Consider the following 26,248-nt stretch of genomic DNA (forward strand, 5'->3'; position numbering starts at 1 on the left):
CTTATGACCGATACGCTCCCCGACCGCCTCTCGACCAATCCCAAGAGCCCGCACTATGACGAGGCGCTTCTCCAGCGCGGCATCGGCATCAAGTTCGACGGCCAGGAGAAGACCAACGTCGAGGAGTATTGCGTGAGCGAGGGCTGGATCCGTGTCGCCGTCGGCAAGACGGTCGACCGTAAGGGCAACCCTCTCACCATCAAGCTCAAGGGCACGGTCGAGCCCTATTTCGAGACAAAGAAGTCCTAGGCAGCATGGGCCGGTCGGGTGAACCACTGCGCCCAATGAGGTGGCTTCCCGGCCGACGCGGCATGCTGCGAACGGGAGCTGCCACGGCCGGTCTTCTGTTCACGGGGACGCCAGTTGGAGCCCAGCCCCTGAAAGTCCGGCTCGGCACGGCCACGCCGGGGGGCGGCTTCCCGGTCTATGGCGCCGCCTTCGTCGAAGGGGTGCGCCGCTTCGATCCGACGCTCGAGATCGAGGCAATCAACACTAGGGGCAGCACGGAGAACGTGCCGATGCTCGAGACCGGCGCGCTCGATATCGCGCTGGTCCAGGGGGAAGTCGTGCACGAAGCGCTGCAGGGGATCGGTCGCGCGCCCGCCGATCTGCGCGTGCTGACGGCCATGTATCCCACCGCGGGCATGTTCGTCGTGCGCGCCGATTCGCCCTACCGCACCATCGCCGACCTCAAGGGCAAGCCGGTCGCGTGGGGGGCCGGCGGTTCGGGGCTGGTGATCCTCGGCCGCTACGCCATGGATGGGCTCGGCCTCGATGCCGCCCGGGACTTCCAGCCGATCTACCTGGAGCGCGCCGGGGATGGCCCGGCGATCGTGCTCGACGGACGGGCCGCCGCGCTGTGGGGCGGCGGCAGCGGCTGGCCGGGCTTTGTGACCATGGCCAACAGCAAGGAGGGCGCCCGGTTCATCGCGCCCGATGCGACCGAGATCCAGCGCATCCTGGCGAAGCACACCTTCCTGAAGCCGGTGACGCAGGCTGCGGGAACCTTCAAGGGCCAGACGGCCGCGATCCCCTCCGTTGGCTCCTGGAGCTTCGTGCTGGCACGCCCGGGTCTCGATGAAATGGCGGCCTACCGCCTCGTGAAGGCGCTGCACGCAGTGCAGCAGGCTGGCAAACCGCCGCCTCAACTGGTCGACACGACAGCCGCCAATACCGTGTCGGTGGTTCCAGGACACGAAAGGTTGCATCCCGGAGTCATTCGTTTCTATCGCGAGATCGGACTGCTCACGTAACCCTGGCAGAGGTTCCGCGTTGCCGTACAGGACAACGAAGGAGAGAGCCATGGAGAAGTCCAAAGCCGACGGCAAGATCGAGGGTGAAGGCAGCTACAGCGCCACCGCCGACTATAACAAGCGCACGGCCGATTTCCTGAAGAAGGGCAATGTCGACAGCGCCGCCCGCGAGGCCATGCGGGCGCTCGATTCCGAGGAAGCGGGCGCGCTCGACACCGCCGAAGCCAAGGGCAAGGCCGGCGACCCGAAGGGCCAGGGCAAGGCGAAGACCAAGTAGGTCTTCGCCGCTCGGTGCTTACTCGGGCTTCAACAGGCCTTTCGCGGCCAATTCGCCGATTCCGGCTTCTTCCGTCTTCATGAAGGCGGCGAATTCCGCTGGCGTCGAGGGCCGCACCGTCGCACCGAGGTCGGTGAATTTCTGCTTGATCGACGGCTCGGCGAGGGCCGCGACCGCGGCTGCGTTCAGCGTGTTGATGATCGGCGCCGGCGTGTCCTGACGGACGAAGATGCCGAGCGTCGTGCCGCCGTCGAATGCAGTGCAGCCGGTTTCTGCGAGTGTGGGCACGTTCGGCAGTTCGGGCGTGCGCTTCTCGCCGACAACGACGAGGGCGCGCAGCTTGCCCGATTGGAGGTGCGGCAGAGAGCTGCTGAGCTGATCTACGTAGCTGTCGATCTGGCCCGCCAGGACATCGTTCAATCCCACGCCCGAACCGCGATAGGGCACAATCGAGAAGCTCACCTTCTCGTTCTCCTGGATGCGGAGGATGTCGGTGTGGTTGGGCGTGCCGTTGCCGGCGTGGCCCATGCTGATGGTGCCCGGTTTCGCCTTTGCGGCGGCCATGAGCGACTGCCAGTCGGTGAAGCGGCTGTTGGCGGGCACGACGACGATCATCGGCACCGTGCTCAGCATGCTCACCGGCGCGAAGGACGGCACCATGGAGGGCTTGCCGGCCATCAGGGGCGAGACATAGAGCGTGCCGAAAGCGGCGATCACCATCGTGTAGCCGTCGGCAGGGGCCTGCAGGACCAGTTCCTGGCCAACGACGCCCCCGGCGCCCGGCCGGTTGTCCACCACGACCGGGTGGCCGAGCTTGCGCGACATGCCTTCGCCGGCCAGGCGGGCCGTTACATCGGCGTTGCCGCCGGCGGCGAAGGGCACGACGAACCTTAGAGGCTTGGTCGGGAAGGCCTGCGCCCTTGCGCCGAAGCCGGTCGCCAGGGCGCCCGTCGCTGCAAGTCCCCCCAGGATCAATTTCCGTCTCTGTACCACGATGCTCCCTCCGAATTGATTGGACGAAGCTTCCGCCGCGGCGGCATGCGAGGCCACTCAAATCGCAGAGGTCTTTTCGCGGCCCGAAAAGCTCACCCGGCGGCCTTTGCGGCCATCCGCTCGAAATCGACTACCTGGGCGCGCTGCTTGGGCAGGGCGCCGGGATACGCGTCCTGCAGAAAGGCGATCAGCTTTTCGCGGACTTCGCAGCGCAGGTCCCAGGCCTCGGGCGATGTCCGCGCGCTAACGAGGCAGCGCAGCTGCACGGCGCGCTCGCTGCTGTCGACTACCTGGAGATTGACGACCTGCCCGTCCCACAGTTCTGATGTCTTCACGATCTCCTCGAGCTTGGCGCGAATGCGCGCCACCGGCACGGTATAATCGACCCAAAGCAGCACCGAGCCGATGAGATCGGTGGTCTGCCGGGTCCAGTTCTGGAACGGTCGTTCGAGGAAGTAGGAGAGCGGCACGACCAGCCGTCGCCAGTCCCAGATTTTGATGACGACGTATGTGCCGGTGATTTCCTCCACCCAGCCCCATTCGCCTTCGACGATCACGGCGTCGCCGATGCGGATCGGCTGCGTGATTGCGATCTGGATTCCGGCGAACAGGTTGGTGAGAAGGGGCCGGGCGGCCAGGCCGACCACGAGGCCGGCGGCGCCCGCGGATGCGATCAGGCTCACGCCATATTGCTTGACCGAGTCGAACGTCATCAACGCGGCGGCGACCGTGACGAGAATGACCAGCGTGGCCGCGACCCGGCGCAGCACGCGCACCTGCGTCAGATGCTTGCGACCGAGCGGGTCGCCGCTAAGGTCGATATCCGCGCGGCGGAGATAGTAGTCCGAAGCCAATGTGATGGCGGCCGTGCAACTCCAGCCCAGCAGGAGGATGAACGCGACGATCAGCAGGTGCCCGATGACCGCCTGCCCCCTGCTTTCGAGCGGCACCAGCGGCAGGACGAGGGCAACCGCGAAGATCACCAGCCCGACCCGCAACAGGGCCTGGATTGCGGATATGAACGAATGAACGAAGTGAAATGAGGCCGGGATCATCCAGCGGAGGAGGCGCATCGCCAACCCGTGCAAGGTAAGGGCGACGAGTGCGGCGGCCACGAAGCAGGCAACGGAAATCACCCAATTCGGGGCCCATGCGACGACGCCTTCCAGCCAGGAGAACGGGCTCTTCATGTGCGGCGCAACGTCGGCTCACAACGGTCGTTCCCCCGGGTTCCCACTGCACGACCGTTGGCAACCACATTTTCCGCGATGACGTTGCTTCCCTGAGCCAACAGGAAGAAGGAGAGAAGTCATGCGAGTGAGCGATGCCATGACACGCGACGTCTGCGTCGCACGGCCAGACCATTCGGTGGAAGATGCGGCCCGGATGATGCTGGCGATCGATGCCGGCCTGTTGCCCGTCGGTGAGGATGACCGTCTGGTCGGAATGATCACGGACCGTGACATCGCCGTGCGCGCCATCGGCGAGGGCAAGGGCCCTGGCACGGAGGTGCGCGAGGTGATGACCCAGGATGTAAAATACTGCTTCGTCGACGAGGACACGGCGCATGTTGCGAAGAACATGGGCGAACTGCAGGTTCGTCGTTTGCCGGTAGTGGATCGGGACAAGCGCCTGGTCGGCATCCTGTCGCTTGCCGACGTGGCGGCGCACGAGAACGACGGACGCAAGGCCGGCAACGCCCTGCGCGATATCGCCCAGCCGGGCGGCGAGCACAATCAGGGCGCCGAGGAACGCGGGAGGGGCATGTGAGTTCGCCGCATGCAGCCGTATGGCTGAACGCCGAAGAGGCCCATATCTATCGCTTCGGGGGCGGTGAGGTCGAGCGGCGGGAGGTGAAGGCCGACGGCAATGGCCGGGTGCGCGACGATCGCGAGTATTTCGAGGCGATCCTGGCCGAACTCACCGAAGTCGAGAATTGGATGATCGCGGGCCCGACAGGACCGCGGCAGGATTTCGAGAAATACGTCCGCGTCGGCCACGCCGAGCAGCTTGCGAAGAAGCTGGTCGGCGTGGAGGCGATGGAGGAGCCGAGCGACGGCGAACTGTTGCGCCACGCGCGCAAGCGGCTCGCTTCGTAGTCGTTGTTCTCTAGTTGCTGTTCTCGAGGCGCGTCACGACATAGTCGCGGCCGTTGCGCTCGACCTCGAAGCGGACGCGATCGCCGGGGCTGAGACCTTTCAGGGCAGCAGGATTTTCCACCGTGAAGATCCTGACGCCGCCCTCGGGCAGGAGCGGGAGCGGCCGGTAGTCGAGCGTGATGCGGCCAGCCGGATCGATCGCCACGACACGACCGCTTGCAAGCTGGCCGTCGCTCGGAGGCGCTTCGGCCGTACAGTTCGCGAGATCGTGATCGTATTCGCCATTCGCATCATAGATGCTGGGAAGGCCTGCGGCACAGGCAGATGCGGCGGCGAGCGGCACGAGCACGACTGCGGCCATAGCCGCAGCGAGCGTGAACATACTCTTCGACATGGGCTGAACTTTCCGATGGTGAACGCTATTCAGTGATCACCATCTGGGAAGGCGCCCTCCGAATTCCAGAGGTTACAGGGCGGTGACGGTCGATTGTCACAGCACGGCTTTTGCTCCGGCTTCGATGTTGTGACCCGGAGCAGCTCCTCCAACCAAGCGCGACGCGCCAATCCCATCCGACCCACCGCGCCGTCAGGCGCTGCCGTCAGGCGACCGAGTCGATGATCTTCGCCAGCGCAACGTCCTTCTCCGACAGGCCGCCGGCATCGTGCGTGCTGAGAACGATCTCGACCTTGTTGTAGACGTTGGACCATTCCGGATGATGATCGGCCTTCTCGGCGGCCATTGCGACGCGGGTCATGAAGCCCCAGGCTTCATTGAAGTCGGCGAACCTGAAGCTCTTCTGGATGGCATCGCGCCCGCGCACCTTCTTCCAGCCCTTGATCGAGGCCAGGGCCTGGGCGCGGGTCTTGCCGGCGAGTTTGGCGGTCATCTGTTCTCTCCTCAGTTGGCGTGAAGCTTGCCTCATCGCGGGCCAGCAGCCTAGGCTCGCCCCAACAAACCGGAGGCTTTCTTGAAGATCACCCGACGTACCGCCCTTCTCTCGACCACGGCCGCCGCTCTCGGCGCCGCTGCTGCCGTTCCGCAAGCCTTCGCCCAGAAGAGCGCCGATACGCTGCGCATCCTGTTCAACGACGCCGTGCCCAACATCGACATGTACTTCAACAGCCAGCGCACCGGCCTGATTCTGGCGCACCAGGCCTGGGACATGCTGGTGCATCGCGATCCCGCGACCTTCGAGATCAAGCCGTCGCTCGCCACCGACTGGAAGTTCACCGACGACAACACGCTCGACCTCACGATCCGCCAGGGCGTCAAGTTCCACGACGGCAGCACGCTCTCCCCCGACGACGTCGTCTACACGATCAACATGGCCGCCGATCCCGCGTCCAAGGTGGCGACGCCCTCGAACTACGCCTGGATCGACAAGGCCGAAAAAACCGGCGACTGGACCGTGCGCATCAAGATGAAGCGGCCGACGCCGGCAGCGCTCGAGTATCTCGCCATGGTGACGCCGATCCATCCCAAGGCCTATCGCGAGAAGGTCGGCCCCGAGGGCTTCTCGGCCAAGCCGGTCGGCGCCGGTCCCTACAAGATCGTCAAGAACGACCAGGGCAAGGAAGTGTTCTTCGAGCGCTTCGACGATTACTGGAAGGGCTCGCCCAAGGGCGTACCGGCGATCAAGAAGCTGCACGTCCGCTTCGTGCCCGATCTTGCCACCTCGGTGACCGAACTGCTGGCCCAGCGCGCCGACTGGATCTGGAACATCAATCCCGACCAGGCCAACGACATCAACAAGATGCCGTTCCTGCAGGCCGTGCGGCAGGAATCGATGCGCGTGGGCTATCTCTCGATCGATGCGGCCGGCCGCACCGGCGCCGACAATCCGCTGACCAAGCTCAAGGTGCGTCAGGCCATCTGGCACGCCGTCGACCGCAAGCAGTTCGCCGACAAGCTGGTCGGCGGCGGCAGCCGCGTGCCGCCGGCCCCGTGCTTCCCGAGCCAGTTCGGCTGCGATGCCGACGCCGCCGTGAAGTACGACTATGATCCGGCCAAGGCCAAGGCGCTGCTGGCCGAGGCGGGTTATCCCAACGGCTTCGACATCGAGTTTGTGACCTACGTGCAGCCGACCTCGTGGCCGGCGTCGGTGCAGAGCTACCTGCAGGCCGTCGGCATCCGTGCCAAGATCAACCAGCTCCAGGTCGCGCCCGCCATCCAGAAGGCCCAGAAGGGCGAGGCGCCTCTCTACATGGGAAGCTGGGGCAGCTACTCGATCAACGACGTCTCGGCGATCCTGCCCGTGATGTTCGGCGCCGGCGCGCTCGACAACTATTCGAGGGACCCCGAACTCGAGAAGCTGATCGCCGAAGGCGGCTCCACCTCCAACACCGAGGCCCGCAAGAAGGCCTACTCGGCGGCGGTGAAGATCGCGACCGAAAAGGCCTACTGGCTGCCGATCAACACCTACGTGAACACCTACGCCTTCTCGAAGGGCCTGGAATTCAAGACCTTCCCCGACGAGTTGCCGCGCTTCTACTTCGCCAAGTGGAAGTGACGCGCGCAAGCGCGTCACTTCCATCCCGAGCGTAGTCGAGGGATCTCTCTTCTAAGGAACCAGCAGACACTCCACGCCGCCGCCGGGCCGAGGCCTGAGCGGCGGCGTTTCCGTGGAGCAGCGCGGTTCGGCGACCGGGCAGCGCGGATGGAAGCGGCAGCCCGGTGGGATGTTGGCGGGGTCGGGCATGACGTCGCCCAGCCCGACATCGGGCACGCCGAGACCGGGCTCCGGCGTCAGCACCGAGGCAAGCAGCGCCCTGGTGTAGGGATGCTCGGGCGCGTGGAACAGCGCCTGCGTCGGCTTCTTCTCGACGATACGGCCGAGATACATCACCGCCACCTCGCTCGCGACATGCTCGACGACCGCGAGATTGTGGCTGATGAACAGGTAGGTGAGGCCGAGGTCGCGGCGCAGTTCGGCCAGCAGGTTCAGGATCTGTGCCTGCACCGAGACGTCGAGGGCCGAGGTCGGCTCGTCGCACACCACGATGCGCGGCCGCAGCACCAGGGCGCGCGCGATGGCGACCCGCTGGCGCTGGCCGCCGGAAAGTTCGGCCGGCAGGCGATTGCCCATCTCGCCGGGCAGGCCGACGCGCTCCAGCATCTCGTCGACGCGCTTGGCAATCTCGGCGCGCGAAAAGCTGCCCTGCGCCTGCAGCGGCATCGCCACGATGTCGCGAATGCGGGTCAGCGGGTTGAGCGACGAGAAAGGGTCTTGGAACACCGGCTGGATCAGGCGCGCCCGCGCCTTGCGATCCATGTCCACGACGCGCTGTCCCTCGACGGCGATGTCCCCGGAATCGGGGCTGAGCAGGCCCAGGATCAGGCGGGCGAGGGTGGACTTGCCACAGCCGGACTCACCCACGACGCCCAGCACGCCGCCCGGCGGCACGGCGAAGGAGACGCCGTCGACGGCGACGACCCGGCGGTCCTTGCCCAGGATGCCGCCGGAAACACGGAAGGTCTTGCCGACGGACCTGAGTTCGATCGCGGCCTGTGTCGTCGCGTTCATGGCGCCAGCCGGCAGAGATAGTCGTGACCCGGTGCCGCGGTCTGGGGCGGGACGGTGTGGGCGCAGGTCGCGTCGGCAAAGCTGCAGCGATCGCGGAAGCCGCAGCCTTCGAAGCCCGGACCGATGCGCGGCACGGTGCCCGGAATGGAGCCCAGCGGCTCGTCCTGGCGCTGCTTGCCCGGCACCGGCACGCAGCGCAGCAGGCCCTGTGTGTAGGGGTGCCTGGGATCGGCGAAAAGCTGGGCGGTGGCCGCGCTCTCGACAACTTCGCCCGCATACATGACGGAAACCCGATGCGCGACGCGGGCCACGATGCCGAGATCGTGGGTGATCAGCAGCATGCCGAGACCAAGGTCGCGCTGCAGCTGCGCCAGCAGGCGCAGGATCTGGGCCTGCACCGTGACGTCGAGCGCCGTGGTGGGCTCGTCGGCGATCAGGAGCTGCGGCTCGCACATCAGCGCCATGGCGATCATCACCCGTTGGCGCAAGCCGCCCGAGAGCTGGTGCGGGAACTGGCCGAGCCGAAGCCCCGGCGCTGTGATGCCCACCCGGCCCAGCAGGTCGGCGGCGCGATCGGTGGCGACCCGCTGGCTCACTTTCTTGTGGCGGCGCATCACCTCGGTCATCTGCGAGCCGATCGTGTAGGCCGGATTGAGGCTGGTCATCGGCTCCTGGAAGATCATCGCCATGGCATTGCCGCGCAGCCGCGCCATGCCCCGGTCGTCGAGCTTCAGCAGGTCCTCGCCCTGGAAGGTGAGGCGCTGCGCCGTGCGGTGGCCGCCGCGCGCCAGCAGGTTCATGATCGCGAGCGAAGTCACCGACTTGCCGCAGCCCGATTCGCCCACCAGGCAGTGGGTCTCGCCGCGCTCGACCGTGAGCGAGGCGCCGCGCACCGCCGCGGTTCCGCCGAAGCCCACTTCGAGCCGCTCGACGTCGAGAAGCGCGCTCATGTGCGGGACCTCGTCGCGAAGGCGTCGCGCAGCCCGTCGCCCAGCAGGTTGATGCCGAGTACCAGCACGAACAGTGCCACGCCGGGGATCACGATCACCCAGGGGCTGAAGAACATGTAGTCCTTGGCCTCGGCGATCATCAGGCCCCAGGAGGGCAGCGGCGGCGGGACGCCAAGCCCGAGGAACGAGAGCGTCGCCTCGAGAAGGATGGCGAGCGCAATCTCGAGCGTCGCCACGACGACGAGGTGGCTGGCGATATTGGGCAGCACTTCGCGCGAGAGAACGCGGAAGCGCGAGCAGCCGGCGCACCACGCGGCAGCGACGAAATCGAGGTTGCGCACCTGCATGGAGGTCGAGCGGGCCACGACGGCGAAGCGGTCCCACAGGAGGAGACCCAGGGTCAGCACCAGCAGGGTCATCGAGGTGCCGAGCAGACCCACGACGGCGAGCGCCACCAGGACGACGGGAATGGACAGACGCGTGGTGATGGCGAACAGCACCGCATCGTCGATGCGGCCGCCGAAGAAGCCGCCCAGCACGCCGATGGTGATGCCGATCAGGGCCGAGACGATCGTGACGGTGACGCCGATCAGCATCGAGATGCGGCAACCCCAGATCAGGCGCGAGAGATAGTCGCGGCCGAGCTGGTCGGTGCCGAGGATGAAGTCGGGATTGTGCCCTTCCATCCAGAACGGCACGAGGAGCCGGCGGTTGAGGTCCTGCGCGAACGGATCGTGCGGTACCAGCAGGGGCGCGAAGATCGCGCAGACCAGCGCGGCGCCGACGATGACGGCACCGATCCAGGTGCCCGCGCTCCTCCAGCCCCGGCGCGGGCCGGCATTGATGGCCACGGCAGTGCTCATGCGCGCAGCCGCGGATCGAGCACGGCATTCAACAGGTCGGAAACCATCGTCAGAGCCACATAGATGACGGCGAGCACCAGCACGACGGCCTGCACCACCGGGAAGTCGTTCTTGGCGATGCTCTCCCAGGCGAGGAAGCCGACGCCATGGAGGGCGAAGACCTGCTCGATGACGATCGAGCCGCCCAGCATGAAGCCGAGCTGCACGGCGGCGATGGCGACGACGGGAATGGCGGCGTTGCGCAGGGCATGCTTCAGCAGGATCGAGGCGCGCGACAGTCCCTTGGCGCGCGCGGTGCGGATGTAGTCGCTGCCCATCGCCTGGATCATGCCGGCGCGTGTGAGGCGGGTGAGGGCCGGGACCGCGGAGAAGGCGAGTACGGTGCCCGGCATGACGAAATGCTCCCACGAGCCGGTGCCCGAGATCGGCAGCCAGCCCAGGGTCAGGCCGAACACGATCATCAGCAGGAGGCCCAGCCAGAAGGACGGCATGGCCTGGCCGATCAGGGCGACCATCTGGACCGCGCGGTCGAAGCTGGTGTTCTCGCGCACCGCGGCGAGGATGCCCATGGGGATCGAGAGGAGGAGCGCGAGCGAGAGGCCGGTCAACCCGAGTGTCAGGGTCACCGGCATCCGCTCGGCGATCAAGGTCGAGACCCGCGTCTGGAAGAAGTAGCTGTTGCCGAGATCGCCGGTCACCGCGCGCCCGACCCAGTCGAAGAACTGCTCGAGCACGGGGCGGTCGAGGCCGTAGGCCTTGCGTACCGCCTCGATGTCGGACGCGGTCGCGTTGGGGCCTGCGATCGAGATGGCGAGATCGCCCGACAGCCGCGTGAGGATGAAGGCGAGGGTCATGACCGTGGCCGCGACGAGCAGCGCCACGATCAGGCGGCGGACGAGAAAACGAAGCATGTGCGGTGGCGAGCTTAATGCGGATCGATCGGGAAGGCGACCATGCGAATACCGCGCCAACTTCGAGATGGGAAGGTACACAAACGGTCACGACGGGGCGCTTGGCGTGGGCGCGCTGGTCCTATAAGGGGGAGTCATGCCGGTCTTCAACAATCCTCGGCGCATGCCCTGTTTCGGCCTGGCGCCCACACTGGAGGATTTCGAAGCGATCGCCGCCGAGGCGCTCGCGACGATTCCCGAGGAGTTTCGTCGGCATATCGGCAACGTGCGCATCCAGATCGACGACTTCCCGAGCGATGAGATCGAGAAGCAGATGGAACTCGAGACGCCCTTCGACCTGCTGGGTCTCTATCAGGGCGTGTCGATGATGGAGCGTGGCGCCGGTCATGTCGCCAACGACATCGACCGCATCTTCCTCTATCGCCGTCCCATCCTCGACTACTGGTGCGAATCGGGTGAGGATCTGCCGCACATCGTGCGCCACGTATTGATCCACGAGATCGGCCATCACTTCGGCCTGAGCGACGACGACATGGAAGCGATCGAAGCCAAGGCCGAAGAAGAATCGCAGCGCATCCAGCCGAGCGCTTGAGTTAGACCCGCATCGCCTCGCGATAGAGGCGTTCGGCGTTCGTCCATTTGATCGCCTGCACATATGCATCGATGTACTTCGCGATATCGGTGCCGTAGTCGGCCGCATAGGCGTGTTCGAACATGTCCATGGCGAGCAGGGGGACGCCGCCGGCCGGGGCCATGGAATCGTTCTCGGCGCGGTAGTTGAACAGGCGCTTGTCGCGCGGCGCATAGGCCAGGATCACCCAGCCCATCCCTGAGGGCAACGACTTGCCGATGCCGACGAACTCCGCCTTCCAGCGGTCGAGACTCCCGAAGTCGCGCGACAGCGCCTGCGCCAGCAGGCCCGAGGGCTGGCTGGGCGCCTCCGCCAGCCCGTCGAAATAGAGTTCGTGCAGGACTATCGCATTCTGTGCGGCCTGCTCGTCACGCTTCAATTCGCCGAGCTTCTCGGGCGACACCTCGGCGAAGTCGATCTTGGCCAGTGCCTCGCCGATCGCGTTCAGCCTTTTCACCGCCCCGGCGGCATATTCGGCGTCGTGATGGGTGCGCAGGAGATTGGCCGACAGGCCTTTCACCTTGTCGGGATTGACGATCAGGGGCTTGGGCGTCGCCTTCGGGACGGGAACAGCGCTCGCGAGCTGCGGCGGCGCCTGCTGGGCGCGTGCACCAATCGCAAAGGCACCAACCAGCAGGCCGGCGCCCGCGGCCAAGGAGCGGCGGGAGATGTCGGTCATGGGGGCTCCTGCTCGTGTTCGCAGGAGCAACGCCTGTCAGGGGGAGGAGTTGCGACGCACCGGCGGCACGCGGTAGCGGCCTTCGATCAGTGCCGCGTCGGGCTGATAAGCGCGCAACACCAGACGCATTGGTCCGGCCGGCGCCGGCAGCCAATTGTCGGCGTGTTCACGGGGTGGCTGGTCGCGCTGGATGTGGATCGTGAGTGATCCATCGGGGCCGCGCGTCAAGCCTCGGGTGCGATCCCCGATCGAGTAGCGATCGATCGGATTGTCGATGAAGAAGGCGCGGCCCTCCGGCGTCACCTCGTAGGCCGACAGCGACCAGAAGGCTCGCGCCGGCGGCAGGTTGTCGGCCGGAAAGGTGAGCGTGTAGCGCAGGGCGCCGGACAGAGGCTGCCGGTCCGCATCGACGGCACAGCTCACATAGACCGCCTCGTCAGGCATCAGGGCACCGAGGGCCGTCAGCGCGGTGGCGGCGCGATAGAGATAGTCGTCGCCGAAGTTGCCGAGGTGCCGCTGGCCATAGGTCCAGCCGTCGATTGTGCGCCCGCGCCCGGCGGCCGCGCGGATGTCGGCATGACCCTGTTCGATGCCGGCGCGAATGGCGTGCCGCTCGATGTCGCTGAAGGAACGCTGGTCGAACTTGCGCCCCGGCTTCAGCTTCAGCGGTGCAAGCGCCTCGAACAACGGACGGTCGCGTTCGGGCAGCGGGCTCTCGCCGAGTGCCCGCAGGCTGGTGTCGAACAGGTCGAAAGGCTCGTCGGGATGGGGCGCTGGCCAGTCGGCGACGGGTTCGGGCGGCGCCTGTGTGCGGAAGCGCATCAGCTCGCCGGTCTCGAGGATGCGCCGCTCGTTGCGCATGTCGGGCGTCTCGAGCAACACGCGGCTTTGCAGGATGCGCACGCGGTCGAGCTCGTCCGGTCCATCGAGCAGGATGCGACCGAGCAGCCACACAGAATTGGTGGGCGCGCGGACCAGCGTCACGTCGCCCGGCGCGTCGCCGTTCCACTTCGGCCCGACGATCATGTGCGTTGCCAGGCCGTTGCCCCTCGCGCGATGGCTGACGACGAGGAAGTTGTCGGTGAACAGGTCGATGAAGGCGTAGCTGTAATAGAGATCGCCAACCGGCGGCACGGTGAGGAACAACGGCTCCAGCGACAGGTCGAGCCAGGCCGAGGAATAAAGCGTGTCGGCGTTCGGCGTGGTGACGTCGCGCGTGCGCGAGTCGGCGAGTGTCGGCATGTGACGGAAGCGGTTGAGCCGCTGACGCTGCGGGTTCGTCTCGTCGGCCGTCGCGCGCCAGCGGGCGCGATACATCTCATAGACCGGGAAGAGATAGATCGTGGCGCGCCGCGCGAGGTCGTGCAGCGTCGCGGCGGTGTCCTGGGCTTCCGCCAGCGCAGGCAGGCTCATCAGCCCGGCCAGCGCAGCGCGGCGACCGATCCTCACGCTCCGCGCTCGCGCAGACGTCGCCGTTCGGCGACAAAGGCGGCTGCTTCTTTCCAGGGCGCCAGGCTCCAGAAGGAGCGGGCGCGACCCGAGGGCGACGCCAGAACGAAAGCCACTGCGCCTTCAAGAAGCTCGACCTGTCGTCCATAGGCCGGTGTCTTGATGCCCAGAGCGAGTGACGCGGCGTTCTTGGAGGTGAAGGCGATGGCGGCGGGCCGGAAACGCCGCAGCTTGGCGTGCAGCGACTTCGCATCCATCGCCTCGGGCGTCAGCTCATGATCCGATCCGACCTCGGTCTTGTTGAGGTCGGTGAGGCCAAGGCCCAACGTCAGCAACTCGGGAAAGCGCTGAGGCGTCAGTCGTTCCGGCGTCAGGCCGACCGCGTGAAGTGTCGGCCAAAAAGCGTTGCCGGGATTGGCGTAGTAGGCGCGCGCTTTGAACGAGGCCGGGCTCGGCGCCGTGCCGCAGAACACAAGGTCGAGACCCGGCGCCAGCAGGTCCGGGATGAGATGACTATTCAGCCTTGATGCCCGCGGCACGGATGACCTCGCCCCAGCGCTTGATCTCGGTCTGGATGTAGGCGTCGATCTCGGGAACGGTCATGACGCCGGGCTCGAAGCCGCCGGCCTTCATGCTCTCCATCACGTCGGGAGACTTCAGCGCCTTCTCCGTCGCCACACGAAGCCTGTCCTTGATCCTGGCCGGCGTGCCGGTCGGCACCGCCCAGATCGACCATGAGGTCACGACGAGGTCCGGCGAAACGGTCTCGGCAAAAGTGGGCGTATCCGGCAGGACCGTCGAGCGCTTGGCGCCGCTCGACGCCATCGGCTTCAGCTTGCCGGCGCTGACCTGACCCATCAACGAATCGATGTTGGAGATCACCATAGGCACATGGCCGGCCAGCACGTCGGCCGCGGCCGCCGCGGCGCCGCGATAACTGATGAAGGTGATGTCGACGCCGGTCTTCTGCTTGAACAGCTCCATGGTAAGCGTCGGCGAGGTGCCGAGGCCGGACGAACCGAACGAATATTTTCCGGGCTCCTTCTTCGCCGCCGCGATCAGCTTGGGCAGCGTGTCGTGCGGGAAGCCGGGACTGCAGCACAGGAGGTTGGGCTGCGTGCCGATCCAGGCCACGGTCTCGAGGTCGGTGACGGCATTGTAGGCCGGCTTGCGATAGAGGTGCGGCACCAGCGCGTGGCTGCCGATATTGCCCAGCAGCACCGAATAGCCGTCGGGCGGCGACTTGGCGACGTTGTCGGCGGCGATCGATCCGCCGGCGCCGGTGCGGTTCTCGACCACGAAGGTCTGGCCGAATTCGTCGCTGAGCTTGGCGGCGAGTCGTCGGGCGATATTGTCCTGCGAGCCGCCGGGGGTGAACGGGCAGACGATGCGGACGTTGCGGTTGGGCCAGTCGTCGGCCTGGGCGAGTGCGAAGGTCGGGACAAATGGTAGCGTCGCCATGCCGGCCGTGAAGTGACGTCTCCTCATCGCGTCTTTCCTTTTTATTTGGAGTTTGTTGCGCGCGATGATGCACGAGGTGTGTCGCGCCGCCTAGGGCCGTCCCCCGTCTGGATTTCGTCCTGAGGTTCCGCGGCCTTGTCCGCCCCCTTCCGTCGGGCATGATGGCGGCCGGGAGGACCGAATGAAGACGATCGACAAGGCCGACGAAGCCCAGCTGTTTGCCACCATCGACCGCTGGATCGAGCGCGAGGTGGCGCCGCGGGTGAAGGAATTCGACCACGCCGACAAATGGCCGGCCGAGATCGTCGAGCAGATGAAGGAGCTCGGCCTGTTCGGCGCCACGATCAGCCCGGAATATGGCGGGCTCGGCCTCCCGGCCACGACCTACGCCGAGATCGTGATGCGCATCTCGTCGGTGTGGATGGCCATCACCGGCATTTTCAACTCGCACCTGATGCTGGCGCTGGCCGTCGAGAAGTTCGGCACCCCGCGCCAGAAGGAGCGCTGGTTGCCCAAGTTCGCGACTGGCGAGATTCGAGGCGGCCTGGCGCTCACCGAGCCCGATGCCGGCACCGACCTGCAATCGATCCGCATGGTAGCCAGGCGCGACGGCAACGACGGCTACGTCATCAACGGCACCAAGACCTGGATCTCCAACGGCATCGAGGGCCATTGCTTCGCCATGCTGGTGAAGACCGATCCCGAGGCCAATCCGCGCCACACCGGCATGAGCCTGTTCATCACGCCCAAGGGGCCGGGCTTCACGGTCGGTCGCAAGCTGGAAAAGCTCGGCTACAAGTCGATCGATTCGGGCGAGCTGGTGTTCGAGGACTACAAGATCCCGGCCGATCACCTGATCGGCGAGGTCGAGGGCCAGGGTTTCGCCCAGGTCGCGGGCGGGCTCGAGCTCGGCCGGATCAACGTGGCCTCGCGCGGCGTCGGCATCGCCGAGGGCGCGCTCAGGCTGGCGACCGGATACTCGCAGATGCGCAAGACCTTCGGCAAGCCGATCTGCGAGCATCAGGCGATCCAGCTCAAGCTCGGCGAGATGGCGACGCGGGCCCGCGCCGCCCGCCTGTTGACGCTCGATGCCGCGGCCATCTTCGATCGCGGCGAACGCTGCGACATGGAAGCCGGCATGGCGAAGTATTTTGCTTCGGAGGCCGCACTCGAGAACAGCATCGAATCGATGCGCATCCACGGCGCCTACGGCTATTCGAAGGAATACGACATCGAGCGCCTCTATCGCGACGCGCCCCTGACCTGCATCGGCGAGGGCACCAACGAGATGCAGCGCATCATCATCGCGCGGCAGCTGATCAAGCGGAACCCGATCTCGTGAGCCTGAATGGCAAGCCGCTCGAGGGCATCCGCGTCCTCACGCTCGAACAGTTCGGCGCCGGCCCCTACGGCACGATGTTCCTGGCCGAACTCGGCGCCGAGGTGATCAAGATCGAGGCGCCACAGGGCGGTGATCCCTCGCGCCAGGTCGGGCCTCACAAGCTTGGCGAGAACGACAGCGAGTATTTCCAGGCCTGGAATCTCGGCAAGAAAAGCGTGGCCCTCGACATGAAGTCGGAGGCGGGTCGGCGGCAGTTCGAGCAACTGGTGAAGGGTGCCGACTGTGTCGTGAACAACATGCGCGGCACGCAGCCGGCCAAGCTCGGCATCGACTATGCCAGCCTGAAACATCTGAAGCCCTCGATCGTCTGCCTGCACATCTCCGCCTACGGCCGGGACAACGAGCGCAAGGCCAACCCTCGCGCAGATTGGCCGGGCTACGACTTCCTGATGCAGGCCGAGGCCGGGCTGATGGAACTGACCGGCGAGCCCGACGGGCCGCCGACGCGTGTCGGCGTCTCGATGATCGACAGCATGAGCGGCCTCACCGGCATCGTCGGCCTGTTGAGCTGCCTGCTGCGTGCCCGCACGACGGGGAAGGGCTGCGACGTCGACACTTGCCTCTACGACGTCGCCATGCACCAGCTCACCTATCCCGGCCTCTGGTACCTGAACGAGGGCGATGTCTCGCCGAGGGTGCCGCGCAGCGCGCATCTCTCGCTGGCGCCGGTCCAGACTTTCCCCACGAAGGATGGCTGGATCTTCATCATGTGCATGACGCAGAAATTCTGGCTGAACCTGTGCGAGGTGTTGGACCGCGCCGATCTCGTGGCTGATCCACGCTTTCCCGATCCCAACACGCGAGCAAGGAATCGCGCGGCCATGTCGGCGGAACTCGACGTGACCTTCCGCACGCGCACGACCGCGGAGTGGCTGGCGGCCATGAACGGGCTGCTCCCCGCGGCGCCGGTCTACCGGTTGGATCAGGCACTCGACAGCGACTTCGCGCGTGAGGCTGGAATGGTCTCGTCCGTGCCGCATCCCGCGAAGGGCGAGCTGCGCGTCCTCGCCAATCCCCTGCGCATCGACGGCGAACGGCTAGCACAGACCGCCTGTTCGCCACTTGGTGCCGACAACGAATCATTACTGGACAAGCCGTCATGAAACTTCAGGGCATCAAGGTCGTCGATCTCTCCTGGTTCCTGCCGGGGCCCTATCTCACCACCTCGCTGGCCGATCACGGCGCCGAGGTGATCAAGGTCGAGCCGCCGGGCGAGGGCGATCCCGGGCGCCACATCCTCCCGCCCGACCAGCGCACCTCGGTGTTCTTCCGCAACATGGGCCGCGGCAAGAAGAGCGTCGTGCTCGACCTCAAGAGCGAGCAGGGCCGCGCCGACCTCCTCCGTCTCGCTTGCGAGGCCGACGTGCTGGTTGAATCGTTTCGGCCGGGCGTCGCGGCCCGCTTCGGCATCGGCTACGACGCCGTCGCCGCCAAGAATCCGGGTATCGTCTATTGCTCGATCAGCGCCTTCGGGCAGGACGGCGCCTATCCCGGCCGCGCCGCGCACGATCTCGCGCTGGAAGCCATGACCGGCGTGCTGAGCCTGACCCTGGGCGACGACGGCCGGCCGGCAATCCCCGGCATTCCCGTCGCCGACCTGGTGAGCGGTCTCCATGGCCTGGCGGGCGTGCTGATGGCGCTGCTACGGCGCAAGGATACCGGCCGCGGCGACTATATCGACGTCTCGATGCACGAATCGCTGATGGCCTCCTGCGCCAACGTGGTCGGCACGACCTTCGCGGAGAACAAGGCGCCCGACGTGAAGCAGCAGCGCACGACCGGCGGCTCGGCCTTCTACCGCGTCTACGACACGTCCGACGGCCGCCAGCTCGTGATCGCCGGCCAGGAGATGAAATTCATAAAGAATCTCTTGGGTGCGCTCGGTCGGCCGGAAATGGCGCCGTTGTGCGAATGGCCCGGCGCGCACCAGAAGCCCGTGGTCGACTTCCTCGCCGAAACCTTCAAGGCGAAGCCACTGGCCCACTGGATGGAGTATCTGGCATCGCTCGACATCTGCTACGGCCCGGTCAACACGCTCCCCGAAGCCATCGCCGACGCCAACCTGCAGAAGCGCGGCTTCATGGTGACTGACGCCGAAGGCCGCCTCCACTTCGGTCCCGTGGTGCGCTTCAAGGACGAACCGTCGAGCCCGCTCTATCGCGAACCGCTACTGGGCGAGCATACGGCCGAGGTGCTGAAGCGTTAGGGGAAGGGTCCCTCGCTGCGCTCGGGATGACAGCTTTTCCTTAGTGAAGAATGTGCGTCAGCAACCCATAATTGTCATCCCGAGCGCAGCGAGGGACCTTTATCGTCACGCCGCCACGAGTGCCATCGCCTTGGCCAACGGCACCGGTGCATCGTCGAGGAGGAGGTTGATGGCTTCCTCTTCCCAGCCCGACTCACCGAGCGACAGCGGGTCCTGCGGGGCGAGGCGGTGTTCGATGACCAGACGCGACAACAAGAGGCGGCGGGCGTCGCCGCCCTCGGCGCCGAGGGTGGCGCCTTCCCACGCCAGCAGCGCGGCCGTCGTCGCGTGATAGAGGGCGCCGGCGGCGAGGCGGGAGCGCTTCTCGTGCTTGGGGTCCTGCGCCACCGCCTCGACGAAGCGTTCGACCCGGTCGAGCGTGGCGCCGAGCAGGCCCTTGTACTGACCGGGCAGGGCGCCGCTCGGCTCGTACTTTGCCTTGAGCGCCGCGGAGAGCGTCTTGTGACCGCCCGACTTGCCGACGGCGCGCTGCACCACGTCGAGCGCGTTGATGTTGGAGGTGCCCTCCCACAAGGTGCCGATCTGCGCGTCGCGCACCAGCCGCGCCGTCACCCATTCCTCGATGTAGCCCAGCCCTCCCTTGACCTCGAGGGCGGCGCTGGCGACCGGGATATTGTCGCGGCAGGCGCGGAACTTGTAGACCGGAGTCAGGATGCGCAGCAGGTTCGCGGCCTCCTTGTCACCTTTATCCGCGCGGCCCATCGCGTCGGCGGAGAAGGCGAACATCGACAGCGCCTGCTCGGTCGGCAGCAGGATCTTCATGAGCTGGCGGCGCAGCAGCGGATACTCGGTGATGGCGCGGCCGAAGGCCCGGCGACCGCGCGCGGCGGCCAGCGCCTCGTTGAGGCAGCGGCGCATCATCGAGGCGGCGCGCACACCGTGGCTCAGCCGCGACAGGTTGACCTGCTCCATCATCTGCTTGAAGCCGCGGTTCACGTCGCCCACGAGGTAAGCCGTGGCGCCGTCGAGGATGATCTCGCCCGAGGCCATCGAGCGCGTGCCGAGCTTGTCCTTGAGGCGCACGATCCGGTAGCTGTTGCGGCTGCCGTCTTCCAGTCGCCGCGGCAGGGCGAACAGGCCGAGACCCGACGTTCCCGGCGCCGCGCCGCGCGGCCGCGCCAGCATCACCGCGACATCGGCGTCGGCATGGCTGCAGAACCATTTCTGGCCGTAGAGCTTCCAGCGCTCGACGCCGTCGGGGCCGACGCCCACCCGCTCGGCTTCGGTCTCCAGCGCGCCGACATCGGAGCCGCCGGCCTTCTCGGTCATGAACTGCGTGCCCTTCAGCATCGTTGCCGGATCCTGGCTCAGCAGCCGGTCGAGCAGCAGCTTCTTCAGCTCGGGCGAGCCGTAGCGCTTGATGATGAAGTTCGATGTATCCGACACCGAGATCGGGCACATCAGGCCGAACTCACCTTGAACGAAGAGGTAGGTGATGGCGTACTTCACCAGCGGATGGGCAGGCTCCGCGAGGCCGAGCACGCCGGCGCGATGGCTCATCGCGTGCATGCCGAACTCCTCGAAGGCGATCTTCTCCATCTCGCGATAGGCGGGATGGTAGTCGATCCAGTCCTCGTCGCGGCCGAAGCGGTCGCGCGGCTGCAGCACCGGCGGATGCTTGTCGGCGACCATCGCCAGCTCGTCGAGCCGGCCGCCGGCCAGCCCGCCCAGCCGCTCGAAATGCGGCGTCACCTGGCGGAGCAGGCCGGGCTCCATGTAGAGCCGCATCAGGTCCTGGAACTGGCGATCGATCGCATAGAAGTTCTGGCCGTGCGCGTCGGCCGCGATGTGGTGGGCGCCGTGCGGCACGTGAATCATGTCGGGCATGTCTTCCTCCGTCTCTTCTTCTCGTTCTATCGCCAGCCCTGCGTCAGCACGCGTGCGACATAGGGCGGCACGATCTCCGTGGCAGGGCCGTAGATGTGCTCCTGGAACAGGCTCTTGTTGTCGGTTGGCTCGAGGTTGAGCTCGACCGTGCGGGCGCGTGGCGCGTGGCGACGCACGTGCAGCACGAAGCCGGCAGCCGGATAGACTTCGCCTGACGTGCCGATCGCGAGGAACAGGCCACAGCGCTCCAGCACCTCGTAGATCTCGTCGAGATGCATCGGCATCTCGCCGAACCAGACGATGTTGGGGCGCAGTTCGCCCACCGCCTTGCAATTGGGGCAGACGGAAACGGGCGTGAGGTCCTTGTCCGACTCGAACACCGCCTTGCAGGCCATGCAGCGGATTTCGCCGTCGCGCCCGTGCATGTGGATCACCCGCTTCGACCCGGCCAGTTCGTGCAACGGGTCGATGTTCTGCGTGATGACCGTAACTTCACCTTCATATTCACGCTCGAGCCGGGCCAGCGCCTTGTGCGCGTCATTCGGGGCGATGCCGGACGCCCGGAACATGGCGCGTGTCCTGTTGTAGAAGTCGAGCACCTTCTTCTTGTCTCGGTGCCAGGCTTCCAGGGTCGCGACCTCCTCGAGGTCGACCCGGTTCCACAGCCCGTCCGCGTCGCGGAACGTGTCGATCCCGCTTTCCTTGGAGATGCCGGCACCGGTCAGCACCGCAATGCCGGGCGGGAAGAAATCCTGATGCATGCCGCCAATCTAGCGCCGTGCTAGGGTCGGCGACCATGACCATCGGCATCCTGTTCGTCTGCACTGCAAACCTCTGCCGGTCACCCACGGCCGAGGGCGTATTCCGGTCGCTGGCTGCCAAGGCCGGCCTGGCCGACGCTTTCGAGATCGATTCCGCCGGTACCGGCGCCAGCCATGTCGGCCAACCGCCGACCAAGCCTGCGATCGATGCGGCGGCGGCGCGCGGCTACGACATCACCGGCATCCGCGCCCGTCAGATTACGGGCGAGGACATCAGGCACTTCGACCATGTGCTGGCGATGACCCGCGGCCATCTCGTCGAGATGCGCTGGCTGGCGCCGCGCGACTTGGCCGGCAAGCCGCAACTCCTGATGAGCTACGCCCCGCCGCTCGGCGTCCTCGACATCCCCGATCCGTTCGGCGGCACGGTCGACGATTATGAGCGCGCCATCGGCATGATCGAGGCCGCCACGCGCGGCCTGCTGGCGAAGCTCACGCCGGAGGTCAAAAAGGCCATTTGAGGCCGAGTTCGCCGAAGCGATTCAGCACGTTGAAGGTGAGTCGCGACACGTCGTTGTCGAATTTGTTGTGGGGCAGGCTGCCGCAATAGGTGATCGAGCCCACCGAGAACACGGCCCCGCCTTTGGGCTTCTCGATATAGGTCATGTCGGCGCGGATGAGCTGCTCCAGCGACTGGCCCGGAATGGTCGTGGTGAAGCCCAGCCGCTCCTCGTGCACGACGACGAAGTTCTTCCGGTCGTGGCCTTCCGACGAGGCCAGCACCACGGCGTTGAGCGGGCTGCCCAGGCGATGGTCGAGCCGGTCGAGTTCGAAGCCCGCCGCGCCGCCGCCGGAGAAGCCGTAACCGCCGAACAACTCGTCGTTTACGCCCTCGAACACCCAGGCATGAGTATTGTCGCGCGCGGCCGGCGATTGCCGGTAGGAATCGCCCACGAAGGTGCCCTGGCTCGAGAAGCCGATGCCACAGAGGAGATTGGGCGGCCGGTCGGAGCGCCGCCACAGGCCGCCATAGGCGCCGTCGAACGCGTGATAGTACTCGCCGGGTTCGGCCGCCCAGGTGCGGATGCCGCCCTCGGTGCGCCGGACCTCGATCGCGCCAGGCACCCTGGGCGACAGCGCCACGCGCCAATAGAAGCCGTTGCCGCCGAGGTACATCAGCCGACCGCCGCTCTCGGTATAGGCCTGCAGCGCATCGAGCGTGCCCGCGGTGTGATACTCGGGGTGCGAGCCGGTCAGCACGACCTTGTAGGAGGCGAGCAGTTCGACGCCCTTCTCGTCGAGATCGTGGTCGGTCACCACGTCGAAGGCCACGCCCATGCGGTCGAGCCAGCCGGTGAGATGCGTGTCGGCCGGCAGGTGGCGCAGGCCCGAACCCGCCTCGTCGTTGAAACTGAGATAGTTCGGCCGCCAGGTCAGCAGCGGCCGCAGGCGCGAGGAATAGGCCACGCCCGATCCGTCGCGATGATGGTTGTAGGTCGAGAGGCCGTAATCGCCGTGCTCATCCGGATTGTGCGGATAGGCCTTCCAGTCGGCGACTCTCTTGCGGAAGGCGTCGTCGTACATGCCGCGCGAGAAGTTGGAATAGACCTGATAGGTGAAGGTCGAGGCGAGATAGCAGACCTTGGCCTGCGGCTTGCCGACCTGCGGCCGCACGAAGAACGGGATGACGTCGCGGTGGCTCCCGCAGGTGAGCTGCATGCCGTAGACGCCGCTCTTCATTTCCTTCGGCACGGTGAAGCTGAAATCGTCGAGCCAGCCGCAATCGTGCAGGTCGTCGTCATGGAAGTGGATGGCGGCATAGTGATGCGGCGCGCGCCGCCAGTCGCGCTCGGCGCCGGTCCAGGCCGAGCCCTTCATGGCCCGCGTCGGCAGGTTGACCAGCTTGCCGTGCAGGCCATTGGGGCCGGTATCCTCGATCTCCATCGAGTCCATGCGGCGGGTGAAATCCCAGGCGGCAAACCCCTGGATGCAGGGCGCCTCGATCTTGCCGTTGAAGCAGCGCCGCGCCGGCCTGTCGGTCGCCGGCTCCGCGCCGATCATCACCGGCGCGGCGGCCTCCAGGGCGGGAGACGAAGCCTTGCCGCTCGCCTGGCCTTCGTCGTCGGTGCCGAACGCGCGCGCGAGCGGTTGCTGTCCGACGCGCAAGGTGCCGGTCTCGGGATCGGCGCTGGCCCAGACGCGATACCAGATGCGTCCCCGCAGCTTCTTGCCCACCACGATGCGATCCGTGCCGGTCTCCAGCGCCATGCCGTCCGGGGTCAGGACCAGCGCGAAGCCTGCGCCCGTCGCGGGATCGCGGCGCGAGATCACCGTCTGCGGCCCGTCCTCGGGCAGGGTCGGCCAGATCAACGCCTCGACGTGGAGGGCCGCGGGCATCTTTGCGTCCTTCGCCGCTTCGACCAGACCGTAGGAGCCGGGCCATGCGTTCTGCACGCGCGAGGCGAAACGGCCGTCGAACAGCTCGGACAGGTCCTCGAGCTTGGGCGGCGGTCCGCCGGGATTGGGATCGCCGCGCACGATGCGGACCAGCATGGCGTGGTACGGGTTCGGTCCCGTGCTCGAGACTTTGAAGGCGATCTTCTCGCCGCTCCGTACCGAGATGCGATCCGTGTACCCAATCAATGCTGCGGTCACATTTAACTCCCAATTGGCGGCCGATATAGTCGCCTGAAACAAGGGAGCTTCGCCATGACCAATAAGACAATCGCCAAGACAATCGGACGCCGCAGCCTCATCGCGGGCGCGGTCGCCGTTCCTCTCGCTGCGCCGATGCTCGCGCGCCACGGCTGGGCGCAGTCGACCTACCCCAACAAGCAGATCCGTATGGTCGTGCCTTTCGCGCCGGCCGGAACGACCGACCTGCTGGGCCGTATCGCCGCAGCGCATCTCCAGGAAGTCTGGGGCCAGACCGTGGTGGTCGACAACAAGAGCGGCGCCGGCGGCAATGTCGGCGCCGAGATCGTCGCCAAGTCACCGGCCGACGGCTACACGCTGCTGCTCGGCACGGTCGGTACCGCCGTCACCAACCAGTTCCTTTATAAGAACATGCCCTACGACGGCGTGAAGAGCTTCGCGCCGGTCGCGCTGTTCGGCGAGGTCGCCAATGTGCTCGCGGTGCATCCCGACATGCCGGTCAAGACGGCCAAGGAATATGTCGAATATTGCAAGAAGCAGGGTCCGAACAAGGTGAGCTTCGGCTCCCCGGCGATCGGCGGCACGGGCCATCTCGCGATGGAATATTTCCAGTCGCTGGGCGGCTTCAAGGTCGAGCATGTCGTCTATCGCGGCAGCTCGCTGGTGCTGAAGGACCTGCTGGCCGGGCACATCCCCAGCACGATGGACAATCTGCCGCCCTATCTGCCGCACATCCAGTCGGGCGCGCTGCGGGCGCTGGGTGTCAGCTCGGGCAAGCGCTGGTTTGCGCTGCCGGACACGCCGACCATCGCCGAGCAGGGCTATGCCGGCTTCGATGCCGCACCCTGGTGGTACGTGGCGGCACCGGCCGGCACGCCGCCGGAGATCGTGAAGAAGCTCTCGGACGAGCTGGTGAAGGCCTCCAAGCAGCCCGACGTCATCAAGAAGATTCGCGACGCCGGCGCCGCCGAGCTGGGCGGCTCCTCGGAGGACCTCGCCAAGCACATGCAGAGCGAGTACGTGAAGTGGAAGAAGGTCGTCGAGGCCGCCAAGCTGGAGCCGCAATGAGCCGTCGCGAGCTGAAGGGAAAGATCCAGACCGTTCTCGGGCCGATCGAGCCCGGGAAGCTCGGTCGCACGCTGATGCATGAGCACGTGCTCTGCGACATCCGCCCGCCCGGCACGCGCTCCGACAACGATCTCGGCCCCGAGATCACCCTGGAGAATGTCTGGCAGATCAACTACGGCCGCGGCCTGAAGCGCGCCGGCCGCAAGTACATGCTCGACCTCGAGGACATCGCCACCCGCGAGGTGGCGATGATGAAGCACGAGGGCGGCGACGCGATCGTGGAGCTGTCCTGCGGCGGCCTCTCACCCGATCCCAACGGCCTGCGCCGCATCGCGGCCGGCACGGGCGTGCACCTCGTGATGGGCTGCGGCTACTACGTGAACGACTACCAGGACCCGAAGAACCACGACCGCACCGTCGAGGATTTCGCCGCCGAGATGATCGGCCAGATCCACGACGGCGCCTGGGGGACCGACGTCCGCGCCGGCATGATCGGCGAGATCGGCTGCCAGGCACCGTGGACCGACACCGAGAAGCGCGTGATGCAGGGCGCCTTCATTGCCGCCACCGAGACCGGCGCCGCGATCAACGTCCATCCCGGCCGCGATCCCGACCAGCCACAGGAGGTCGCCGACTTCGCCAAGGCGGCGGGCTTTCCGACCGAGCGCATCGTCATCAGCCACATCGACCGCACCATCTTCGACGAGCCGCGGCTGCTGAAGCTGGCCGACTCGGGCGTGACGGTGGAGTTCGACCTGTTCGGCCAGGAGTCGAGCTACTACGGCCTCAGCGACATCGACATGCCCAACGACGCGACGCGACTCAAGCTGATCCGGGCGCTCATCGAGGCGGATCATCTGGATAGGGTCGTGATCAGCCACGACATCTGCTACCGCACGCGTCTCGCGAGCTTCGGCGGACACGGCTACGGCCACATCTTCCGCAACGTCGTGCCGATGATGCAGAAGCGCGGCTACAGCGAGGCCGAGATAGACGCGATCCTGGTCGACAACCCGCGGCGGCTGCTGACGTTCGTGTGAAGGGCGCGAAATAAATATCCCGTCGTCTCGACCGAAGCCTCGCGAAGCGAGACGTAGCGGAGAGACCTTCCCTCAACCAAAAGCGGGCAAATGGTGGAGAGAAGATCTCTCCACTCCGCGCTGCGCGCTCCGGTCGAGA

The 26,248-nt window shown here is 66.4% G+C and carries 28 protein-coding genes; 13 read left to right on the forward strand and 15 right to left on the reverse strand.

Annotated features, from left to right (window positions below):
• Positions 1 to 3 precede the first annotated feature (3 nt).
• The 3 genes from EPO41_RS20345 to EPO41_RS20355 are packed head-to-tail and all read left to right on the forward strand — an operon-like array spanning position 4 to position 1,530.
• Positions 4 to 249, forward strand: a complete 246-nt coding sequence (locus EPO41_RS20345; RefSeq protein WP_295145643.1) for a DUF3297 family protein — start codon at positions 4 to 6, stop codon at positions 247 to 249.
• A 35-nt stretch (positions 250 to 284) separates the two neighbouring features.
• Positions 285 to 1,253, forward strand: coding sequence for a TAXI family TRAP transporter solute-binding subunit (locus tag EPO41_RS20350; RefSeq protein ID WP_296328875.1), 969 nt, complete (start codon positions 285 to 287; stop codon positions 1,251 to 1,253).
• Positions 1,254 to 1,302: 49 nt separating this feature from the next.
• The gene (locus EPO41_RS20355; protein ID WP_296328878.1) at positions 1,303 to 1,530 is read left to right on the forward strand and encodes a hypothetical protein; all 228 of its coding nucleotides are present in this window, start codon (positions 1,303 to 1,305) and stop codon (positions 1,528 to 1,530) included.
• A gap of 18 nt (positions 1,531 to 1,548) precedes the next feature.
• Here EPO41_RS20355 and EPO41_RS20360 read toward each other — a convergent pair whose 3' ends face one another.
• Both EPO41_RS20360 and EPO41_RS20365 read right to left on the reverse strand, forming a co-directional pair.
• Positions 1,549 to 2,523: a tripartite tricarboxylate transporter substrate binding protein gene (locus tag EPO41_RS20360; protein ID WP_296328880.1), complete on the reverse strand. Its 975-nt coding sequence runs from the start codon at positions 2,521 to 2,523 to the stop codon at positions 1,549 to 1,551.
• 92 nt (positions 2,524 to 2,615) lie between these two features.
• Positions 2,616 to 3,713 carry a mechanosensitive ion channel domain-containing protein gene (locus EPO41_RS20365; protein ID WP_296328883.1) on the reverse strand — a complete coding sequence of 366 codons (1,098 nt, stop codon included), beginning with the start codon at positions 3,711 to 3,713 and terminating at the stop codon, positions 2,616 to 2,618.
• 121 nt (positions 3,714 to 3,834) lie between these two features.
• On the opposite strand from EPO41_RS20365, the gene EPO41_RS20370 reads away from it, so the two are divergent.
• On the forward strand, positions 3,835 to 4,293 hold the full coding sequence (locus EPO41_RS20370) for a CBS domain-containing protein (RefSeq protein ID WP_296328885.1): 459 nt from the start codon (positions 3,835 to 3,837) through the stop codon (positions 4,291 to 4,293).
• Positions 4,290 to 4,622, forward strand: a complete 333-nt coding sequence (locus EPO41_RS20375) for a hypothetical protein (RefSeq protein WP_296328888.1) — start codon at positions 4,290 to 4,292, stop codon at positions 4,620 to 4,622. Before EPO41_RS20370 ends, EPO41_RS20375 begins: the two co-directional genes overlap by 4 nt.
• Before the next feature lie 10 nt (positions 4,623 to 4,632).
• Here EPO41_RS20375 and EPO41_RS20380 read toward each other — a convergent pair whose 3' ends face one another.
• Both EPO41_RS20380 and EPO41_RS20385 read right to left on the reverse strand, forming a co-directional pair.
• Positions 4,633 to 5,016 (reverse strand): copper-binding protein, encoded by a 384-nt coding sequence (locus EPO41_RS20380; RefSeq protein WP_296328889.1) that lies wholly within the window; start codon positions 5,014 to 5,016, stop codon positions 4,633 to 4,635.
• A 205-nt stretch (positions 5,017 to 5,221) separates the two neighbouring features.
• Complete coding sequence (locus tag EPO41_RS20385; protein ID WP_296328891.1) at positions 5,222 to 5,509, reverse strand: 4a-hydroxytetrahydrobiopterin dehydratase; 288 nt, start codon at positions 5,507 to 5,509, stop codon at positions 5,222 to 5,224.
• An 81-nt stretch (positions 5,510 to 5,590) separates the two neighbouring features.
• On the opposite strand from EPO41_RS20385, the gene EPO41_RS20390 reads away from it, so the two are divergent.
• Positions 5,591 to 7,132, forward strand: a complete 1,542-nt coding sequence (locus tag EPO41_RS20390) for an ABC transporter substrate-binding protein (RefSeq protein WP_296328893.1) — start codon at positions 5,591 to 5,593, stop codon at positions 7,130 to 7,132.
• Between the two features lie 51 nt (positions 7,133 to 7,183).
• On the opposite strand, the gene EPO41_RS20395 is transcribed toward EPO41_RS20390, so the two are convergent.
• From EPO41_RS20395 to EPO41_RS20410, 4 genes are read right to left on the reverse strand one after another with little or no spacing between them, the layout of a single operon-like run.
• Positions 7,184 to 8,146 carry an oligopeptide/dipeptide ABC transporter ATP-binding protein gene (locus EPO41_RS20395; RefSeq protein ID WP_296328895.1) on the reverse strand — a complete coding sequence of 321 codons (963 nt, stop codon included), beginning with the start codon at positions 8,144 to 8,146 and terminating at the stop codon, positions 7,184 to 7,186.
• Positions 8,143 to 9,096 (reverse strand): ABC transporter ATP-binding protein, encoded by a 954-nt coding sequence (locus EPO41_RS20400; RefSeq protein ID WP_296328898.1) that lies wholly within the window; start codon positions 9,094 to 9,096, stop codon positions 8,143 to 8,145. Before EPO41_RS20400 ends, EPO41_RS20395 begins: the two co-directional genes overlap by 4 nt.
• Complete coding sequence (locus EPO41_RS20405) at positions 9,093 to 9,959, reverse strand: ABC transporter permease (protein ID WP_296328899.1); 867 nt, start codon at positions 9,957 to 9,959, stop codon at positions 9,093 to 9,095. The genes EPO41_RS20400 and EPO41_RS20405 overlap by 4 nt, the downstream gene beginning before the upstream one ends.
• Positions 9,956 to 10,870: an ABC transporter permease gene (locus tag EPO41_RS20410; protein ID WP_296328900.1), complete on the reverse strand. Its 915-nt coding sequence runs from the start codon at positions 10,868 to 10,870 to the stop codon at positions 9,956 to 9,958. The genes EPO41_RS20405 and EPO41_RS20410 overlap by 4 nt, the downstream gene beginning before the upstream one ends.
• A gap of 136 nt (positions 10,871 to 11,006) precedes the next feature.
• Here EPO41_RS20410 and EPO41_RS20415 point away from each other — a divergent pair, with 136 nt between their 5' ends.
• Positions 11,007 to 11,462: a metallopeptidase family protein gene (locus EPO41_RS20415; RefSeq protein ID WP_296328902.1), complete on the forward strand. Its 456-nt coding sequence runs from the start codon at positions 11,007 to 11,009 to the stop codon at positions 11,460 to 11,462.
• A gap of 1 nt (position 11,463) precedes the next feature.
• On the opposite strand, the gene EPO41_RS20420 is transcribed toward EPO41_RS20415, so the two are convergent.
• Genes EPO41_RS20420 through EPO41_RS20435 form a run of 4 tightly spaced genes read right to left on the reverse strand, consistent with a single transcriptional unit; the run spans position 11,464 to position 15,117 of the window.
• Positions 11,464 to 12,180 carry a Fe-Mn family superoxide dismutase gene (locus tag EPO41_RS20420; RefSeq protein WP_296328905.1) on the reverse strand — a complete coding sequence of 239 codons (717 nt, stop codon included), beginning with the start codon at positions 12,178 to 12,180 and terminating at the stop codon, positions 11,464 to 11,466.
• A gap of 36 nt (positions 12,181 to 12,216) precedes the next feature.
• The gene (locus EPO41_RS20425) at positions 12,217 to 13,629 is read right to left on the reverse strand and encodes a DUF1254 domain-containing protein (protein WP_296328907.1); all 1,413 of its coding nucleotides are present in this window, start codon (positions 13,627 to 13,629) and stop codon (positions 12,217 to 12,219) included.
• On the reverse strand, positions 13,626 to 14,168 hold the full coding sequence (locus tag EPO41_RS20430; RefSeq protein WP_296328909.1) for a mismatch-specific DNA-glycosylase: 543 nt from the start codon (positions 14,166 to 14,168) through the stop codon (positions 13,626 to 13,628). Before EPO41_RS20430 ends, EPO41_RS20425 begins: the two co-directional genes overlap by 4 nt.
• Positions 14,143 to 15,117 carry a tripartite tricarboxylate transporter substrate binding protein gene (locus EPO41_RS20435; RefSeq protein WP_296328910.1) on the reverse strand — a complete coding sequence of 325 codons (975 nt, stop codon included), beginning with the start codon at positions 15,115 to 15,117 and terminating at the stop codon, positions 14,143 to 14,145. Before EPO41_RS20435 ends, EPO41_RS20430 begins: the two co-directional genes overlap by 26 nt.
• Positions 15,118 to 15,271: 154 nt before the next feature.
• On the opposite strand from EPO41_RS20435, the gene EPO41_RS20440 reads away from it, so the two are divergent.
• The 3 genes from EPO41_RS20440 to EPO41_RS20450 are packed head-to-tail and all read left to right on the forward strand — an operon-like array spanning position 15,272 to position 18,698.
• Positions 15,272 to 16,432: an acyl-CoA dehydrogenase family protein gene (locus tag EPO41_RS20440; protein ID WP_296328912.1), complete on the forward strand. Its 1,161-nt coding sequence runs from the start codon at positions 15,272 to 15,274 to the stop codon at positions 16,430 to 16,432.
• On the forward strand, positions 16,429 to 17,595 hold the full coding sequence (locus EPO41_RS20445; protein WP_296328914.1) for a CoA transferase: 1,167 nt from the start codon (positions 16,429 to 16,431) through the stop codon (positions 17,593 to 17,595). The genes EPO41_RS20440 and EPO41_RS20445 overlap by 4 nt, the downstream gene beginning before the upstream one ends.
• Entirely contained in the window at positions 17,592 to 18,698 is a 1,107-nt protein-coding gene (locus EPO41_RS20450; RefSeq protein WP_296328916.1) for a CaiB/BaiF CoA-transferase family protein, read from the forward strand. Before EPO41_RS20445 ends, EPO41_RS20450 begins: the two co-directional genes overlap by 4 nt.
• A gap of 105 nt (positions 18,699 to 18,803) precedes the next feature.
• On the opposite strand, the gene EPO41_RS20455 is transcribed toward EPO41_RS20450, so the two are convergent.
• A complete protein-coding gene (locus tag EPO41_RS20455) occupies positions 18,804 to 20,585 on the reverse strand; it encodes an acyl-CoA dehydrogenase family protein (RefSeq protein ID WP_296328918.1) in 1,782 nt (593 codons plus the stop codon).
• 26 nt (positions 20,586 to 20,611) lie between these two features.
• The gene (locus EPO41_RS20460) at positions 20,612 to 21,346 is read right to left on the reverse strand and encodes an NAD-dependent deacylase (protein ID WP_296328920.1); all 735 of its coding nucleotides are present in this window, start codon (positions 21,344 to 21,346) and stop codon (positions 20,612 to 20,614) included.
• A 35-nt stretch (positions 21,347 to 21,381) separates the two neighbouring features.
• Between EPO41_RS20460 and EPO41_RS20465 the strand changes: the two genes are divergently transcribed.
• Positions 21,382 to 21,867, forward strand: coding sequence for a low molecular weight protein-tyrosine-phosphatase (locus EPO41_RS20465; protein WP_296328922.1), 486 nt, complete (start codon positions 21,382 to 21,384; stop codon positions 21,865 to 21,867).
• Here EPO41_RS20465 and EPO41_RS20470 read toward each other — a convergent pair.
• Positions 21,851 to 24,001 carry a N,N-dimethylformamidase beta subunit family domain-containing protein gene (locus EPO41_RS20470; RefSeq protein ID WP_296328924.1) on the reverse strand — a complete coding sequence of 717 codons (2,151 nt, stop codon included), beginning with the start codon at positions 23,999 to 24,001 and terminating at the stop codon, positions 21,851 to 21,853. The genes EPO41_RS20465 and EPO41_RS20470 overlap by 17 nt on opposite strands.
• 54 nt (positions 24,002 to 24,055) lie before the next feature.
• Here EPO41_RS20470 and EPO41_RS20475 point away from each other — a divergent pair, with 54 nt between their 5' ends.
• Both EPO41_RS20475 and EPO41_RS20480 read left to right on the forward strand, forming a co-directional pair.
• Positions 24,056 to 25,069, forward strand: a complete 1,014-nt coding sequence (locus tag EPO41_RS20475) for a tripartite tricarboxylate transporter substrate binding protein (protein WP_296328925.1) — start codon at positions 24,056 to 24,058, stop codon at positions 25,067 to 25,069.
• Positions 25,066 to 26,109 (forward strand): hypothetical protein, encoded by a 1,044-nt coding sequence (locus EPO41_RS20480; RefSeq protein WP_296328926.1) that lies wholly within the window; start codon positions 25,066 to 25,068, stop codon positions 26,107 to 26,109. The genes EPO41_RS20475 and EPO41_RS20480 overlap by 4 nt, the downstream gene beginning before the upstream one ends.
• The last annotated feature ends 139 nt before the right edge of the window (positions 26,110 to 26,248 follow it).

This window comes from Reyranella sp., assembly GCF_004297265.1.
In the GTDB taxonomy this organism is placed as follows: Bacteria; Pseudomonadota; Alphaproteobacteria; order Reyranellales; family Reyranellaceae; genus Reyranella.

Bases quoted from the DNA above. Each gene is read 5' to 3' on its own strand.
- EPO41_RS20475 (WP_296328925.1), top strand. From the start codon at position 24,056: ATGACCAATAAGACAATCGCCAAGACAATCGGACGCCGCAGCCTCATC.
- EPO41_RS20440 (WP_296328912.1), top strand. From the start codon at position 15,272: ATGAAGACGATCGACAAGGCCGACGAAGCCCAGCTGTTTGCCACCATC.
- EPO41_RS20365 (WP_296328883.1), bottom strand. From the start codon at position 3,713: ATGAAGAGCCCGTTCTCCTGGCTGGAAGGCGTCGTCGCATGGGCCCCG.
- EPO41_RS20370 (WP_296328885.1), top strand. From the start codon at position 3,835: ATGCGAGTGAGCGATGCCATGACACGCGACGTCTGCGTCGCACGGCCA.
- EPO41_RS20400 (WP_296328898.1), bottom strand. From the start codon at position 9,096: ATGAGCGCGCTTCTCGACGTCGAGCGGCTCGAAGTGGGCTTCGGCGGA.
- EPO41_RS20415 (WP_296328902.1), top strand. From the start codon at position 11,007: ATGCCGGTCTTCAACAATCCTCGGCGCATGCCCTGTTTCGGCCTGGCG.
- EPO41_RS20385 (WP_296328891.1), bottom strand. From the start codon at position 5,509: ATGACCGCCAAACTCGCCGGCAAGACCCGCGCCCAGGCCCTGGCCTCG.
- EPO41_RS20420 (WP_296328905.1), bottom strand. From the start codon at position 12,180: ATGACCGACATCTCCCGCCGCTCCTTGGCCGCGGGCGCCGGCCTGCTG.
- EPO41_RS20460 (WP_296328920.1), bottom strand. From the start codon at position 21,346: ATGCATCAGGATTTCTTCCCGCCCGGCATTGCGGTGCTGACCGGTGCC.
- EPO41_RS20355 (WP_296328878.1), top strand. From the start codon at position 1,303: ATGGAGAAGTCCAAAGCCGACGGCAAGATCGAGGGTGAAGGCAGCTAC.
- EPO41_RS20480 (WP_296328926.1), top strand. From the start codon at position 25,066: ATGAGCCGTCGCGAGCTGAAGGGAAAGATCCAGACCGTTCTCGGGCCG.
- EPO41_RS20380 (WP_296328889.1), bottom strand. From the start codon at position 5,016: ATGTCGAAGAGTATGTTCACGCTCGCTGCGGCTATGGCCGCAGTCGTG.
- EPO41_RS20410 (WP_296328900.1), bottom strand. From the start codon at position 10,870: ATGCTTCGTTTTCTCGTCCGCCGCCTGATCGTGGCGCTGCTCGTCGCG.
- EPO41_RS20455 (WP_296328918.1), bottom strand. From the start codon at position 20,585: ATGCCCGACATGATTCACGTGCCGCACGGCGCCCACCACATCGCGGCC.
- EPO41_RS20405 (WP_296328899.1), bottom strand. From the start codon at position 9,959: ATGAGCACTGCCGTGGCCATCAATGCCGGCCCGCGCCGGGGCTGGAGG.
- EPO41_RS20435 (WP_296328910.1), bottom strand. From the start codon at position 15,117: ATGAGGAGACGTCACTTCACGGCCGGCATGGCGACGCTACCATTTGTC.
- EPO41_RS20395 (WP_296328895.1), bottom strand. From the start codon at position 8,146: ATGAACGCGACGACACAGGCCGCGATCGAACTCAGGTCCGTCGGCAAG.
- EPO41_RS20465 (WP_296328922.1), top strand. From the start codon at position 21,382: ATGACCATCGGCATCCTGTTCGTCTGCACTGCAAACCTCTGCCGGTCA.
- EPO41_RS20345 (WP_295145643.1), top strand. From the start codon at position 4: ATGACCGATACGCTCCCCGACCGCCTCTCGACCAATCCCAAGAGCCCG.
- EPO41_RS20350 (WP_296328875.1), top strand. From the start codon at position 285: ATGAGGTGGCTTCCCGGCCGACGCGGCATGCTGCGAACGGGAGCTGCC.
- EPO41_RS20450 (WP_296328916.1), top strand. From the start codon at position 17,592: ATGAAACTTCAGGGCATCAAGGTCGTCGATCTCTCCTGGTTCCTGCCG.